Source organism: bacterium, from assembly GCA_021372535.1.
Classification (GTDB): Bacteria; Latescibacterota; Latescibacteria; order Latescibacterales; family Latescibacteraceae; genus JAFGMP01.
In genome coordinates, this window is record JAJFUH010000207.1 from 1 (window position 1) to 15,703 (window position 15,703).

Sequence of the window (15,703 nt, forward strand, 5' to 3'; positions counted from 1 at the left end):
TTTCCGCACGACAGATGTGACGGGGATACTGAATCTGCCCGAGGGAGTCGAGATGGTGATTCCGGGAGACAGTATCGAAATCTATGGTGAGCTGATTACCCCGATTGCTATGAACGAAGGGCTTCGATTCGCTATCCGCGAGGGCGGACGGACGATCGGCGCCGGTGTGGTCACACAAATTATTGAATAGGTGATTAAATGCCGAGAGAATTGATATATCTGGTCTGTCAGGAGTGTAAACGACGTAACTATACGGCCGACAAGAATAAACGCAAACACCCTAACAGGGTTGAGTACAAGAAATATTGCAAATTCGACCGTAAACATACCCTGCACAAGGAAAGCCGTTAATCACTGTATATGGACTGACCGGTAAGAAAGATTCCATATCAGACGGGAATGTGCAGGCCAGTAGTTCAATGGTAGAGCACCGGTCTCCAAAACCGGGCGTTGGGGGTTCGAGTCCCTCCTGGCCTGCCATGGATGTTCTGTCGAAAGACCTGTTTTCCCTGGCAAATATGTAATCATAAACTACTGTTGTTCCGGGATTGAACTGTATCAAGAAAACGGACGGTTGTTATGGCGCAATACGTTGAGGATACGAAAAGATTTTTGAAAGAAGTACGGAGCGAAATGTCCAAGGTCACCTGGCCAAGCTGGGCCGAGCTCAAGGGATCGACTATTCTTGTCATCATAGTATCGATTTTTTTCGCTATCTACATTGGTGCTCTCGATCTTGTGCTTTCGCTGATTCGTAAGGTATGGATGTAGAGACGATATACAACGAAGGATATATGGGGTAATAACCATGGATTGGTATGTGGTACATACGTTGTCAGGCCACGAAAATAAAGTCAAGACTTACATTGAATCGCAGGTTCCGCTTTCCGAGTTGCATGATCATATCGGGAGGGTTGTTGTTCCCACCGAAGATACCGTCGAAATGAAAGATGGAAAAAAACGGACTTCAAAACGTAAGTTCCTGCCTTCATATGTCCTTATCGAAATGGAAATGAACAGCGATACACAGTATTTCGTCAATAATGTTCCGGGTGTGACGAGTTTTGTGGGACCGGGCCGCAGGCCGGAGCGGCTGAAAAAATCCGAAGTAGACCGGATTCTCGGCCAGATCGACTCCGGAAAGTCACGCGAGGTGCCTGCCATGAAGTTCAATACGGGTGATAAGGTAAAGGTGATAGATGGTCCTTTCAGTGATTTTGCGGGAACTATTGAAGAAACAAACCCATTGAAAAGCAAGGTGAAGGTTACCGTTTCGATTTTCGGACGGCCAACCCCTGTTGAGCTCGATGTGCTTCAGATAGAGCTGTTGAAATCAGCGAAATAGCCGGTGTACGAACTGTAACGGGATGCTTCTGACTGATACTATATATAAATTTTATATGTCGATCGAATAAAGGAGTTGCGTACGTGGCAAAAAAAGAGATAGCAACGATAAAACTTCAGCTACCGGCCGGACAGGCGAATCCGTCTCCCCCTGTCGGCCCGGCGCTTGGAGCCCATGGTGTCAATATCATGGAGTTCTGCAAGGCATATAACGCCAAAACCCAGCAGCAGACAGGGACAATCATTCCGGTGGTAATCACCGTCTACAGCGACCGCTCGTTTACGTTTGTAACTAAAACGCCTCCTGCCTCGACGCTGCTTGTAAAAGCGGCGAAGGTTCCGAAGGGATCGAGTATGCCGAACCGTGACAAGGTCGGAAAGGTCACGCTGCAACAGGTACGCGAGATCGCTGAGCTGAAGATGAAGGATTTGAATGCAAGCAGTGTGGAAAGCGCCATGGAAATGGTCAAGGGCACTGCTCGGAGTATGGGTATTCTTGTTGAGTAGTTTATCTGCTATCGATGGTTACCGGCCGGGGAATCAGCGTAAACGTGATTGAACGCCGTCGGATACCGAGCGAGAGCTTAACAGTAAAGGGAGTATTATATGAAACGGGGGAAAACGTACAAGGAAGCTGCGGTGCTCGTTGACCGCGCTGTCTTTTATCTCCTAGATGATGGTATCGAGCTTCTGCACAAACTCCCGTCTGCAAAATTCGATGAAACAGTTGAATGTGCTATCCGGCTGGGAGTTGACCCGCGGCATGCGGACCAGATGGTACGGAGCACCGTGGTTCTGCCGCATGGAACCGGCCGGACAGTACGTGTGCTTGTTTTTACCAAAGGCGAGAGCGAAAAAGAGGCAAAAGATGCAGGAGCCGATTATGTGGGTGCGGAAGACCTTGCCGAAAAGATTCAGGCGGGCTGGGTTGATTTTGATGTTGCCATTGCCACGCCCGATATGATGAAAATAGTCGGCCGTCTCGGAAAGGTGCTCGGACCGAGAGGAATCATGCCAAGCCCCAAATCCGGAACCGTCACAAGCGATGTTGCCCAGGCAGTCCATGACGCCAAGGCCGGAAAGATCGAGTTCAGGGTTGACAAGGCGGGCAATGTGCAGGTTCCTGTCGGGAAAAAATCGTTTGAAAACAACCGGCTCAAGGATAACATTGTTGCCTTGATGGATGCGATAGTGAGGGTAAAACCCGCATCGGCAAAAGGCACGTATGTCAAGAGCGTTACAATTTCTTCAACGATGAGCCCGGGAATCAGAATAGATAAGACTGCTCTTTTGCAGTCGCTGGGCAGTTGATAAGGTAAGAATATTTTTTTCGCTCGTAGGTCCTGATTCTCCTGCGGATTTGCGATTATGCAGTATCAGGGAGGAAGTGCATGAAAAAAGAGGAAAAACAGCAGGTTGTCGAGGAGTTTATCGGCATATTCGATAAACCCGGCGTTTACCTGATGGATTTCAAGGGATTGAACGTTGCCGAGATCACGGAGCTCAGGAGCCGGCTCCGCGATGCAAACGTATCCATGAAAGTGGTTAAAAATACGCTTGCCAAACGAGCCCTGAAGAGTGTGGGCGTTGCAGGTCTCGACAGTTATCTGGTCGGGCCGACCGGCGTAGTGTGGTCAAAGGAAGATTCGGTAGTACCTGCGAAAGTCCTCCTTGACTTTTTGAAGAAACATGATAAGGGCACGATAAAGGCGGGTCTTGTCGATGGTACTGTTGTAAAGGATAACGAAATCGTAATCCTGTCGAACCTGCCCTCGAAGCATGAACTGTATGCAAAAGTCGCTTCGGTGCTGAATGCTCCTATTGTCAAGCTTGCGATGGTTTTAAACGGAATACCTGTAAAATTCGTTCGTACTGTTGACGCCCTCCGTGAGAAAAGGGCGAACGAGGTTTAATAACAGCATATACGAGAATAATCACAATTAAATTCATATTTCGCGGCGGCTGTGCCGTTGCGATGAACGTACAATAAGCGGAGGATTATTATGGCAGAAGACAAAATCAAAAAACTCGTCGATCAGATCGGCGAATTGACCGTTATCGAGCTTTCAGAACTCGTCAAGGCTATCGAAGATAAATTCGGCGTCGAAGCTGCTGCTCCTGTTATGATGGCTGGCGCTCCCGCAGCCGGTGCAGGCGCCGAAGCAGCTCCTGCCGCTGAAGAGAAGACAGAGTTCGATGTCATGCTCACGGTAATAGGCGAGAAGAAAATCCAGGTTATCAAGGTTGTCCGCGAGCTGACCGGTCTCGGCCTCAAGGAAGCCAAGGACCTTGTTGAAGCCACACCGGGCAAAGTACTCGAAGGCGTGGATAAAGCCGCTGCGGAGACAGCGAAGACCAAACTCGAGGAGCAGGGCGCTACTGTGGAAGTCAAATAATTGATTTTACAGAGCTTACATTTCAATACGTTTGTTCTTAATACGGAATCCGGAATGAGTTTATAGCGATAAAAACCATGCCCGGATTTCCGCTTTTTACCGGATTGCCCTTCTTGACCGGTATTAACCTTTTGCATGAGCGGGAGCGTGATAAACGTGCAAGACAAAAATAGAATCGAGAGGCTGTCATTTGAGAAGATTCAAACTGTCGTTGATATGCCGTACCTTCTCGATCTTCAGATTTCATCGTTTAATAACTTTCTGCAGCCCGACATAGCACCATCGAAACGCCGCGATCAGGGTCTTCAGGGAGTTTTCAAATCAATATTCCCAATCAGCGATGTCCACAATACGATGATACTCGAGTATGTTGATTACTCGATTGGTGTACCGAAATATTCGATAGAAGAGTGCGTTGAGCGCGACATGACCTTTGCCGCTCCGCTCAAAGCGACTCTCAGGCTTATAACCAACGAGAAGCAGGGCGGGGAACAGGTCGTCAAGGATATCATCTCGCAGCAGGTCTTTCTGGGCGAGCTGCCCCTCATGACCAGATCGGGAACGTTTATTATAAACGGTGCTGAACGGGTTATCGTCAGCCAGCTTCACCGGTCGCCCGGTGTATTCTTTGGCGAGGAAACCCATCCGAACGGCAAGCTCTTGTTCAGCGCCCGGATCATTCCCTACCGCGGGAGCTGGGTCGAGTTTTCGATGGACATCAACGATGTGATGTATGCCCATATCGACCGTAAGCGTAAATTCCCCGCGACCATGCTTCTGAGAGCATTCGGTTACTCGACCGATGCGAGTATCTACCGCCTCTTCTTCAATACCATCAAGGTTCCCATCGGCAAAGTCGAAGAGAGCATGATCTGCATGGAAAAGATCATCGATACCGGGACCGGCGAGGTTATTGTCGATGAAGGAGAGCTCATTACCAGCGGTCATATCGAAACGCTCAAAAACATGAAAGTCATGCAGCTCGATGTGCTTGAATATGACCGTATTAAAGATGCGACAGTGCTGGAAAACACGCTCAGCCGTGACCCATCGAAGAACGAAGAGGAAGCGCTTCATCGCATTTACACTCTCTTACGGCCGGGGGACCCCCCGAATATCGATACCGCCCGTAATCTTATAGAGCGCATGTTTTTCAACCCGAAACGCTATAATCTCGGCGATGTCGGCCGTTACCGCATGGCACACCGGCTCGGAACCTGGGGTATGAAAGAGGAGCCCACGGTTCTGACCCGTGATGACTTCATTGCCATCATCAAATATATGCTCGGTTTGTGCATCGAAAAAGAGGGTCACTATACCGATGATATCGATCATCTCGGAAACAGGCGTGTGCGCTCGGTCGGCGAGCTTCTCGGCAACCAGTTCAATGTAGGATTGTCCCGTCTTGCCCGAACCATCAAGGAGCGGATGAGTCTCCAGAACGATGAAAAGAAGCTGACCCCGCACGACCTTGTCAATGCACGGACAGTCTCGACAGTGATCGCTTCATTCTTTGGGTCGAGCCAGCTCAGTCAGTTCATGGACCAGATCAATCCGCTTGCCGAGCTTACCCACAAACGCCGTCTTTCGGCGCTCGGTCCCGGGGGTCTGACCCGCGAACGGGCTGGTTTCGAGGTTCGCGACGTTCATCATACCCATTACGGACGCGTATGTCCCATCGAGACGCCTGAAGGCCCGAATATCGGTCTGATATCGTACCTTGCAACCCATGCCCGCGTCAATGAATTCGGATTTCTCGAGACGCCATACCGCAAGGTCAGAAATGGTAAAGTAGCGAATCTGATCGAATATCTGAGCGCCGATGTCGAGGACAAGTTTACCATCGCTCAGGCGAATGCGCCGCTCAACAAGGACGGCTCGTTTGTCAGGAATATCATTAAGGCGCGCAAACGTGATGATTACCCTCTTGTGACACCTGAAGAGGTTGATTTTATCGATGTGTCTCCGAAGCAGCTTGTCGGTGTCGCCGCCTCGCTTATTCCGTTCCTCGAGCACGACGATGCAAACAGGGCGCTCATGGGTTCGAACATGCAGCGTCAGGCCGTGCCTCTCCTGAGGCCGCAGGCGCCCCTTGTCGGCACCGGTATGGAGCGTAAGGTGGCGGTCGATTCGGGCGCCATGATCATCAGTGAGGATTATGGTATGGTAACCGCAGTTTCCGGAGACCGTATCATTGTTAAACGTGATGAAGAAGAGGTGACTCCCGAAACAGTCTTTGACACACGTGATATAGATAAAGTATTTAATCTGACCAAATTCAAGCGTTCAAACCAGGACACCTGCATCAATCAGCGAGCCCTTGTGAGACCGGGTGACCGCGTGGAGCCGGGAACTATCCTTGCCGACGGTCATGCGACCGACAACGGAGACCTGGCCCTTGGAGCGAACGTGCTTGTGGCGTTTCTCCCCTGGTATGGGTACAACTTCGAGGATGCGATTGTCATCAGTGAAGGGCTTGCCAAGCGGGATGTTTTCACCTCGATTCATATCGAGGAGTTCGAACTCCAGGTTCGCGATACCAAGCGCGGGACCGAAGAGCTCACTAAGGAGCTTCCGAATGTGTCCGAGGACGCTGTCAAGGACCTCGACGAAAACGGTGTTATCCGTGTTGGCGCCGAGGTCAAGGCCGGCGATATTCTTGTCGGCAAGGTCACTCCCAAGGGTGAGACCGAGCTTTCGCCGGAAGAACGTCTTCTCAAGGCAATTTTCGGTGAAAAAGCCGGCGATGTCCGTGATGCTTCTCTCAAGGTTCCACCCGGAATCGAGGGTGTTGTTATCGACACCCGTGTTTTCTCGCGGAAAGAACGTGATGAAAAAACACGCCGCCGTGACAAGGAAATGATCGAGAGAATCAAAAAGGATTTCCAGTCGAAAATCGCTCATATCCATGAGTTGAGAACCCAGGAGATGACCAAGATTCTCTATTCGAGCAAGTCGGGTTCCAATTTTGTCAATACCGACACAGGCGAGATTTTCCTCGAAGGAGGGAAAACCTTCACCAAAAAAACCCTCTCGGTGCTGGATTTCGATAAAATCATTCCCGAAGGGGCATGGTCAACCGACGACGATGTGAACGAACGGGTTGAAAAAACACTGAGCGCCGCTGCCAACGAACTCCGTATTCTCGAAGAGAAAATGGACCGCGAAATCGAGAAAATCCAGCGCGGCGATGAGCTTTCTCCGGGAATCGCTCAGCTTGTCAAGGTACGCATAGCCCGTAAACGCAAAGTCCAGGTGGGCGATAAGATGGCCGGCCGCCATGGAAACAAAGGCGTCGTTGCCAAAATCGTACCCGACGAGGATATGCCGTACCTCGAGGATGGCACACCGGTCGACATCGTGCTCAATCCGCTCGGTGTCCCCTCGCGTATGAATCTCGGGCAGATTCTCGAAACTCATCTCGGCTGGGCTGGAAGCAAACTGGGTAAATATTTCCAGTCGCCCGTTTTTGACGGCGCTACATGGGATGAGATTAAAGAGGAACTCAAAAAGGCGGGACTTCCCCTTACCGGGAAAACCCCCGTCTATGACGGCCGCACCGGCGAGGCTTTTGACCACGATGTCACAGTCGGAGTCATCTATATTCTCAAACTTCTCCATCTCGTTGCCGATAAAATCCACGCCCGGAGTATCGGGCCGTACTCCCTTGTCACCCAGCAGCCTCTCGGCGGCAAGGCTCAGTTCGGCGGGCAGCGTTTTGGTGAAATGGAGGTCTGGGCTCTCGAAGCATACGGGGCAGCCCATATCCTTCAGGAGATGATAACCGTTAAATCGGACGATGTTGTCGGAAGGTCCCGCATCTATGAAGCCGTCGTCAAGGGCGAAAATCCCCCGGAACCAGGCGTGCCCGAATCCTTCAACGTCCTTGTAAAAGAACTTCAGAGCCTCGGACTCGATGTCCAGCTCCTCAAGGATGGCGAAGTTGTCATGTGAACCCACACGTTTCATGAGACCTTGACGGAAGAAAACACCTGTCGAACCATGAAACGGAAGATGATAAGTAAAATGAAATTCCATATAGATTAAGAGCAGTTTTCAGCAAGAACAAAACGGTTGAGGGCCATGTGACGATCATGGCCCCGCCGATACATACATTTCAGGCTTGCTGCCCACAAAAAGGAGTGATCTTCGTGAACAGCCCGAAAACTACCAACATGGGGAAAAATACCGACTTCGATGCGATCCGTATCCAGCTCGCTTCCCCTGAACGTATTCGCGAATGGTCCTTCGGCGAGGTTACCAAACCCGAAACCATAAATTACCGCTCGTTCAAGCCCGAGCGCGACGGCCTTTTCTGCGAACGCATTTTTGGCCCGGTCAAAGACTGGGAATGCCAGTGCGGCAAATACAAACGCATACGGTACCGCGGTGTGGTCTGCGACAGATGCGGTGTCGAAGTTACTCAGGCAAAAGTCAGACGTGAGCGGATGGGCCACATCGAACTCGCTGTTCCCGTTGTCCATATCTGGTTCCTGAAAAGCCTTCCTTCGCGTATTTCTTACCTCCTCGATGTCAGTGTCCGTAATATCGAGCGTGTTGTCTATTACGAAGCATATGTCATTCTCGATCCCGGCAACAGCGGTAAAAATATCTGTGATATCCTCACCGAGGAAGAGTACCTGGAACTCGAGGATCAGGGCTTCGAATTCACAGCCGAAATGGGTGCGGGAGCTATCAAGAAACTCCTCGCCGCGCTCGAAATCGGCGAACTTTCGGCCAACCTGCGCGCCCAGGTCAAAATCGAAACATCCGCGCAGCTCAAACAGGAAGCCCTCAAACGGCTCAAGGTTGTCGAGGCATTCCGTCAGTCGAATAACAGGCCCCAGTGGATGATCCTCGATGTCATTCCTGTCATCCCGCCTGACCTCAGACCGCTTGTTCCCCTCGAGGGGGGCAGATTCGCCACTTCGGACCTTAACGACCTGTACCGGAGGGTTATCAACCGGAACAACCGTCTTAAAAAGCTCATCGAGATCAAGGCGCCCGATGTAATTCTCAGAAATGAGAAACGCATGCTCCAGGAAGCTGTGGACGCTCTCTTCGATAACGGCAGACGGACACGCGCAGTCCGCGGCGACGGCAACCGTGCGCTCAAGTCACTTTCGGACCTCCTCAAGGGCAAGCAGGGTCGTTTCCGCCAGAATCTTCTCGGCAAGCGCGTCGATTATTCGGGACGATCGGTAATCGTTGTCGGCCCGGAACTCAAGATTCACCAGTGCGGCCTGCCGAAATCCATGGCCCTCGAGCTTTTCAAACCCTTTATCATCAGGAAACTCAATCAGCGCGATGACAAGACCACAATAAAGCATGCGAAAAAAATGGTCGAGCGCCAGTCACCCGAAGTATGGGATATTCTCGAGGAGCTTACGAAGGATCATTTCGTTCTTCTCAATCGCGCCCCAACTCTTCACCGTCTGGGTATTCAGGCGTTTCTGCCGGTGCTCATCGAGGGTAAAGCGCTCCAGCTTCACCCGCTTGTATGCGCGGCCTTCAACGCCGATTTCGACGGTGACCAGATAGCGGTTCATCTGCCCCTCTCGTTCGAGGCTCAGATCGAAGCGGGTGTTCTGATGCTCGCGAGCCATAATATCCTGTCGCCGGCATCCGGAAAGCCGATTGTGGTTGACAAACCCCAGTGTATAGCTCTCGGCTGCTATTATCTCACCAAAGTGTCGAGCGACACCCGCGGCGAAGGACGGCTGTTCTCCAACAGGGAAGAAGCTAAGCTCGCCTACGAGAACGGCCAGATAAAGCTCAATTCGAAGGTAAGTGTTCGTATAGAAGGAAGTATTTTCGAAACAACTGTCGGCAGGATCATTTTCAATGATAATCTGCCCCAGGGATTGCCGTTCGTCAATAAAACCATCGATGCAAAGGTCATGAAATCGATTGTGGGAGATTCATTCAGGAAGAACGGCCGGCGGATTACAGTTGAGTTCCTCGATAAACTGAAAGCGCTCGGTTTCAGATATGCCACCTACTCTGGCATTTCCATCGGTATGGAGGACGTGATTATACCCGATGAAAAGCACAGGCTCGTCGATGAGGCGAATTCCCGCGTTGATGAAATCCGCGAAAAGTATAATTCCGGTGTCATCAGCGACGGCGAACGCGCCAACCAGACAATCGACGAATGGAGCCATACCACTGCCCGTGTGGCGCAGACAGTTTTCGATGCCCTTCGTATAGCGGAGGACGGTTTCAATCCGCTCTATGTGATGGCCGATTCCGGCGCCCGTGGTTCGCAGGATCAGATCAAGCAGCTCGCCGGTATGCGCGGCCTGATGCAGAAACCCCAGAAGAAGATCACCGGAGGATACGGGGACTTTATCGAGACACCGATTACCGCGAATTTCCGCGAGGGTCTCAGCGTGCTCGAGTACTTTATTTCGACGCACGGTTCACGGAAAGGTCTTGCAGATACGGCGCTCAAGACCGCGGAAGCAGGCTACCTCACCCGAAGACTCGTTGATGTGGCGCAGGACTGCATCGTTATCGAGCATGACTGCGGAACGTTGAACGGAATTGAAATGACCGCTTTGAAGGAAGGCGAACAGATCGTCGAGCACCTCGGCGACCGTGTTTTCGGACGTATTCCTATCGAGGATATCATAGATCCCGAAACGGGGTCGGTCATCTGCCCTGCCGGGGAGCTTATCAACGAGGAAATGGTGCATCTCATCAATGAATCGACGCTCGATACGATCCTTATCAGGTCGGTGCTTACATGCGAATCGAGCCGCGGCATATGCGCCCTGTGTTACGGGCTCAATCTTGCCAAAGGAACGCTCGTATATATCGGAGAGGCTGTCGGTGTCGTTGCCGCCCAGTCGATCGGCGAGCCCGGTACACAGCTCACACTCCGGACGTTCCATATCGGCGGCGCGGGTACCCGTCTCACCGAACAGTCGGAAATCACGGTCAAGAAAGGCGGAAAGGTTCTATTTACGCAAAACCTCACTGCCGTTGACTACGATGATAACACCAGGGTAGTGACGAGCCGTAACGGTGAAATCAATATCGATGACAGCACGGGACGAATTATCAGCACCTACCAGGTGCCATACGGTTCACGGCTTCTGGTCAAGGATGGCGATATAATCGAAAACGGTGCCACGATATATGTGTGGGAACCGAACCATACGCTCATTGTGACCGATGTGGCCGGAACAACCCGTTTCGAAAATATTATCGAAGGTTCGACATTCCGTTATGAGGTCGATTCCGAAACGGGGCATCAACAGCGCTTTGTTATCGACCAGCGCAACAGGACGCTGACTCCTCATATCGATATTATCGGCAAGGACGACACCAGACTCCGTACTTACTACCTGTCCGTCGGCTCGCGAATCATGATCGAAGATGGTGAAAAAATCAGGGCTGGCGAGACACTGGCGATGATCCAGACCGAACGGTTCAAGACCCGTGACATCACAAGCGGTCTGCCCCGTGTTGCGGAGCTTTTTGAGGCCAGAAAGCCAAAAGATCCCGCGATTATTTCGGAGATCGACGGTATCGTGGAAATAGGCGGTCTGATCAGAGGTTCGCGCAAGGTTCTCGTCAAGGGCGAAAACGATTTTATTACCGAATATCTCATCCCTTACGGCAAGCACCTTCTCGTGTTCGATGGCGACCGTGTAGTCGCGGGCGAGCGGTTGACCGAAGGTTCGGTGAATCCCCACGACATCCTGAGAATCAACGGTATTCACCGTGTCCAGGAATATCTCCTCAATGAAATTCAGGAGGTATATCGTCTCCAGGGTGTGAAGATCAACGATAAACATATCGAAATTATCGTTCGGCAGATGCTGCAGAAAGTGCAGATCGTTGATCCCGGCGATACACCTTTCCTGCAGGGAGCCCAGGTCGACAAGTTCACTTTCGCCATCGTCAACAAAAAAGTTATCGATGAGGGCGGAGAACCGGCAACATTCGAACCGCTCCTTCTTGGCATAACCAAGGCATCCCTGTTCACCGAATCGTTCTTCTCTGCCGCATCGTTCCAGGAAACGACACGGGTGCTGACCGAAGCGGCGATTCAGGGGAAGATCGACGAATTGAAGGGGCTCAAGGAGAATGTCATCATAGGGCATCTTATTCCCGCGGGCACCGGTATCCGGCGGTACCGTAACATCCGCATGGTGGCGCCCGAGGATGAATTCGACCGGTTTGTCCAGACCGAACAGCCGGCCGAGGATATTTCCGAGGCAGTAACCGAGGACGATATCGTATCGACGGAAGACGATTGACAGATTCGGTATGAATGTTTCGGGCCGGTAATGATAAAGGTGCCGGGGATGGTTTTTTACCATCCCCGGTCTGTGACTTTCCGGTTTTTATGAATCACCTTCGACGGGATTTGCGGAACAGGGAGTGGTTGTTCCGTGGACGGATGTTCTGCCGGGAGAATCAGGTTGACAGACTGATAGCCCGGGGCGAAGAAAAAAGAAGCGATAGCAGGAACTGAAATTTAAAAATATTAATTGACATTTATTTTTGAAATTCATATATTATAAGTCTCGGTATGAGAAACTTGAGGAGGAGAAATTGCCGACTATTAACCAGTTGATACGCAAAGGCCGGAAGGAAGTAAAGACGAGAAGCTCCGCGCCTGCGCTCAGAGGTTGTCCCCAGAAACGTGGTGTCTGTACCCGCGTGTACACTGCCACGCCGAAAAAGCCCAATTCTGCGCTCCGTAAAATTGCCCGCGTCAGGTTATCCAACGGCGTTGAGGTAACTGCGTATATACCGGGCGAGGGACACAATCTACAGGAGCATTCGATGGTTCTGGTACGCGGCGGCAGGGTCAAGGACCTGCCTGCTGTCCGGTATCACATCGTTCGCGGAACGCTTGATACGGTCGGCGTTGACGGCAGACATAAGTCACGCTCAAAATACGGGACGAAACGTCCCAAATCCTGATATATGTTCGTCATGGCAGTATCTGTTACCTGTTGAAAAGCGGGGAACAGAGCCAGTGCACCGCATGAATATGTGAAAGGTTCAAAATCAATGCCGCGTAGAAAAAGAGTACAGAAAAGGGAGTTGGTTCCGGATCCGAAATATAAAAGCGCTCTTGTCGCCAAGTTCATAAACAACCTCATGGGCAACGGCAAGAAGTCGGTAGCGGAATCGATTTTTTACCGTGCCATGGATATTATCGAGGAGCGGACGGATCAGAACGGCCTTGAGGTTTTTGAGAAAGCAATCGAGAATGTCAAGCCGATTATCGAGGTAAAAAGCCGGAGAGTCGGCGGCGCGACGTATCAGGTGCCTGTAGAGATCAGGTCGGATCGGCGTCTTGCCCTGTCGATGCGCTGGGTTATCTCGTTTGCCAACGCCCGGACAGAAAAAACGATGGCGGAACGGCTTGCGATGGAATTTGACCAGGCTTCCAAAAACCAGGGTGCCTCTATCAAGAAACGTGATGACACCCATAAAATGGCCGATGCGAACAGGGCTTTTGCGCACTACCGCTGGTAATGGCATAAAGTTATACGATAGTTGAGGAATAAACGTACATTTATATAGATTGATTTCGAACTGTAACCGTTGATATGGTTATAAGCGAAGGGGAAAATGGCTCAGGTTGGCTATGAGATACCCTGAGTCATTTTTCTTTTGTAATTTTTCGTATTGTTATAACCAGAATTGACAAAGTGAAAATATGATAAGAAAATATCCTCTTGAACAAATGAGAAATATAGGCATCATGGCGCACATCGATGCCGGGAAAACAACGACGACCGAGCGTATCCTCTTTTATACCGGGAAAGTTCACCGTATGGGAGAGGTACACGACGGCGCGGCGACCATGGACTGGATGGAGCAGGAGAAAGAGCGCGGGATCACCATTACTTCCGCTGCGACCACCTGTTTCTGGCGTGAAACCATGATTAATATCATCGATACGCCCGGGCATGTGGATTTCACCGTTGAGGTGCAGCGTTCGCTCCGCGTGCTCGATGGCGCGGTTGGATTATTCTGCGCTGTTGGCGGAGTGGAGCCGCAGAGTGAAACAGTCTGGCGCCAGGCGGACGGTTATAAAGTACCGAGGCTTGCATTCGTCAACAAGATGGACCGTACCGGCGCCGATTTTTACCGTGTTCTTAACATGATGCACGACCGTCTCCTCTCGAAATTTATCCCCATTCAACTCCCCATTGGTTCAGGCGAACTTTTCACGGGTCTTATCGATCTTATCAAAAATATTGCAGTCATGTTCGAGGGCGAGGGGCCGACGCTGACCTTTACCGAAATCCCCGTTCCCGATGATCTCAAGGATATCACGCACGAATACCGTGAGAAGATGCTCGAGGCCGTGTCCGATTATGACGATCACCTCATGGAGTTGTTCCTCGATGAAAAACCTATCGATGAAATGCAGATACATGCCGCTCTCCGTAAGGCAACGATTGCCAATCAGATAACGCCGGTTCTTCTCGGCAGCGCCTTTAAGAACAAGGGTATCCGCCGTCTCCTCGATGCTGTCGTGGATTTTCTCCCCTCTCCGAACGATGTGTCGGCGGTTAAGGGGCATGATCCGAAAACAGACAAGGAACTCATGCGGAATCCATCGGATGATGAGCCGTTCAGCGCCCTTGCATTTAAAATCGCTTCCGATCCCCATGTAGGGAAACTGGTGTTTTTCAGGGTTTATTCCGGTGTGTTGGAGAAGGGCAGTGCTGTTCTCAATACCACCACCGGTAAAAAAGAGCGTATTGCACGGATTTTACGGATGCATGCCAATAAACGTGAGGAAATGAATTTTGCCACGACCGGTAACATTCTTGCCGCTGTCGGACTGAAAGATACAAAAACCGGTGATACGATCTGTGATATAAAGCATCCGATCATACTCGAACGCATGCTGTTCCCTGAGCCTGTCGTCCATATAGCCATTGAGCCGAAGACGAAGGGTGACCAGGAGCAGCTCGATCTTTCTCTTGCCAAGCTGGCCGAGGAAGACCCGACATTCCAGGTCAGAGTGGACAAGGAAACCGGGCAGACCGTTATTTCTGGTATGGGCGAGCTTCATCTGGAGATTCTTATAGACCGGCTTCGCCGTGAATTCAAAGTCGATGCCAATGTCGGCATGCCGCAGGTGGTTTATCGCGAGACGATTACCGGTGAGGCGGAAGTGGAAGGCAAGTTTATCAGGCAGTCCGGCGGACGCGGTCAGTACGGTCATGTTGTGATCACGATCAAGCCTGCGGAAAAAGGTACGGGTTTTGTGTTTGAGGACAAGATTATCGGCGGTGCTATTCCGAGGGAATATATCAGCTCCTGCAGAAAAGGCGCGGAAGATGCCATGAATGCGGGAGTTATCGCGGGCTTTCCTCTCGTTGATATTCATATCGAGCTCATTGACGGCTCGTATCATGAGGTTGACTCGTCCGATATGGCGTTCCGCATAGCGACATCGATGGCGGTAAAAGATGGCGTCAAAAAATCCGGACCGATCCTGCTCGAACCGATAATGCTTGTGGAGGTTGTAACGCCGCAGCAGTATTCCGGTGATATCATGGGTGATTTCAACATGCGTCGCGGCAGGATAGATAAAATCGAAAACCGCACAGACGCACAGGTTATCAGAGGGCATGTTCCGCTTGCGGAAATGTTCGGGTATACTACCCGGCTTCGATCCAACAGCCAGGGCCGTGCTATTTATACCATGGAATTCGATTCATATTCCCCGGTGCCCGAGCATATCGCCAGGGAACTTATGGTAAAATTAGGCTCGACGTATCAGTTTGCACATTAATAGTATCATAAGATATTGTGATAGGTAAAGGAGGATTGCCACATGGCGAAAGAGGTATTTAAGAGGACGAAGCCGCATGTGAACGTAGGAACGATCGGGCATGTGGATCACGGGAAGACGACGCTGACGAGCGGGATAACGAATGTGCTGTCGAAGAAGGGTCTGGCGAATCACATGT

The 15,703-nt window shown here is 51.1% G+C and carries 14 protein-coding genes and 1 tRNA gene; all 15 read left to right on the top strand.

Going from position 1 to position 15,703, the window contains the following annotated elements; translation table 11 throughout:
* Positions 1 to 190, top strand: a 190-nt coding sequence (gene tuf / locus LLG96_18060) for an elongation factor Tu (GenBank protein ID MCE5252110.1), incomplete at its 5' end; no start/stop codon positions are given.
* Between the two features lie 8 nt (positions 191 to 198).
* Positions 199 to 351 carry a 50S ribosomal protein L33 gene (gene rpmG, locus LLG96_18065; GenBank protein ID MCE5252111.1) on the top strand — a complete coding sequence of 51 codons (153 nt, stop codon included), beginning with the start codon at positions 199 to 201 and terminating at the stop codon, positions 349 to 351.
* Positions 352 to 405: 54 nt separating this feature from the next.
* Positions 406 to 480 (top strand) — tRNA-Trp (locus LLG96_18070).
* A gap of 99 nt (positions 481 to 579) precedes the next feature.
* Positions 580 to 771 (top strand): preprotein translocase subunit SecE, encoded by a 192-nt coding sequence (gene secE, locus LLG96_18075; GenBank protein ID MCE5252112.1) that lies wholly within the window; start codon positions 580 to 582, stop codon positions 769 to 771.
* Between the two features lie 37 nt (positions 772 to 808).
* Positions 809 to 1,345, top strand: coding sequence for a transcription termination/antitermination protein NusG (gene nusG, locus LLG96_18080; GenBank protein MCE5252113.1), 537 nt, complete (start codon positions 809 to 811; stop codon positions 1,343 to 1,345).
* An 83-nt stretch (positions 1,346 to 1,428) separates the two neighbouring features.
* Positions 1,429 to 1,851 (top strand): 50S ribosomal protein L11, encoded by a 423-nt coding sequence (gene rplK, locus LLG96_18085; GenBank protein MCE5252114.1) that lies wholly within the window; start codon positions 1,429 to 1,431, stop codon positions 1,849 to 1,851.
* Positions 1,852 to 1,950: 99 nt separating this feature from the next.
* Complete coding sequence (rplA, locus tag LLG96_18090) at positions 1,951 to 2,655, top strand: 50S ribosomal protein L1 (protein MCE5252115.1); 705 nt, start codon at positions 1,951 to 1,953, stop codon at positions 2,653 to 2,655.
* Positions 2,656 to 2,735: 80 nt separating this feature from the next.
* On the top strand, positions 2,736 to 3,257 hold the full coding sequence (gene rplJ / locus LLG96_18095; GenBank protein ID MCE5252116.1) for a 50S ribosomal protein L10: 522 nt from the start codon (positions 2,736 to 2,738) through the stop codon (positions 3,255 to 3,257).
* Between the two features lie 90 nt (positions 3,258 to 3,347).
* Complete coding sequence (gene rplL, locus LLG96_18100) at positions 3,348 to 3,740, top strand: 50S ribosomal protein L7/L12 (GenBank protein MCE5252117.1); 393 nt, start codon at positions 3,348 to 3,350, stop codon at positions 3,738 to 3,740.
* Between the two features lie 156 nt (positions 3,741 to 3,896).
* Positions 3,897 to 7,694 (top strand): DNA-directed RNA polymerase subunit beta, encoded by a 3,798-nt coding sequence (gene rpoB / locus LLG96_18105; protein ID MCE5252118.1) that lies wholly within the window; start codon positions 3,897 to 3,899, stop codon positions 7,692 to 7,694.
* 221 nt (positions 7,695 to 7,915) lie between these two features.
* The gene (rpoC, locus tag LLG96_18110) at positions 7,916 to 12,010 is read left to right on the top strand and encodes a DNA-directed RNA polymerase subunit beta' (GenBank protein ID MCE5252119.1); all 4,095 of its coding nucleotides are present in this window, start codon (positions 7,916 to 7,918) and stop codon (positions 12,008 to 12,010) included.
* Positions 12,011 to 12,308: 298 nt separating this feature from the next.
* A complete protein-coding gene (gene rpsL / locus LLG96_18115) occupies positions 12,309 to 12,683 on the top strand; it encodes a 30S ribosomal protein S12 (protein MCE5252120.1) in 375 nt (124 codons plus the stop codon).
* Positions 12,684 to 12,773: 90 nt separating this feature from the next.
* Positions 12,774 to 13,244, top strand: coding sequence for a 30S ribosomal protein S7 (gene rpsG / locus LLG96_18120; GenBank protein ID MCE5252121.1), 471 nt, complete (start codon positions 12,774 to 12,776; stop codon positions 13,242 to 13,244).
* 184 nt (positions 13,245 to 13,428) lie between these two features.
* Positions 13,429 to 15,525 carry an elongation factor G gene (gene fusA, locus LLG96_18125; GenBank protein MCE5252122.1) on the top strand — a complete coding sequence of 699 codons (2,097 nt, stop codon included), beginning with the start codon at positions 13,429 to 13,431 and terminating at the stop codon, positions 15,523 to 15,525.
* Positions 15,526 to 15,567: 42 nt separating this feature from the next.
* The coding region (locus LLG96_18130; protein MCE5252123.1) for a GTP-binding protein at positions 15,568 to 15,703 on the top strand (136 nt) is incomplete at its 3' end.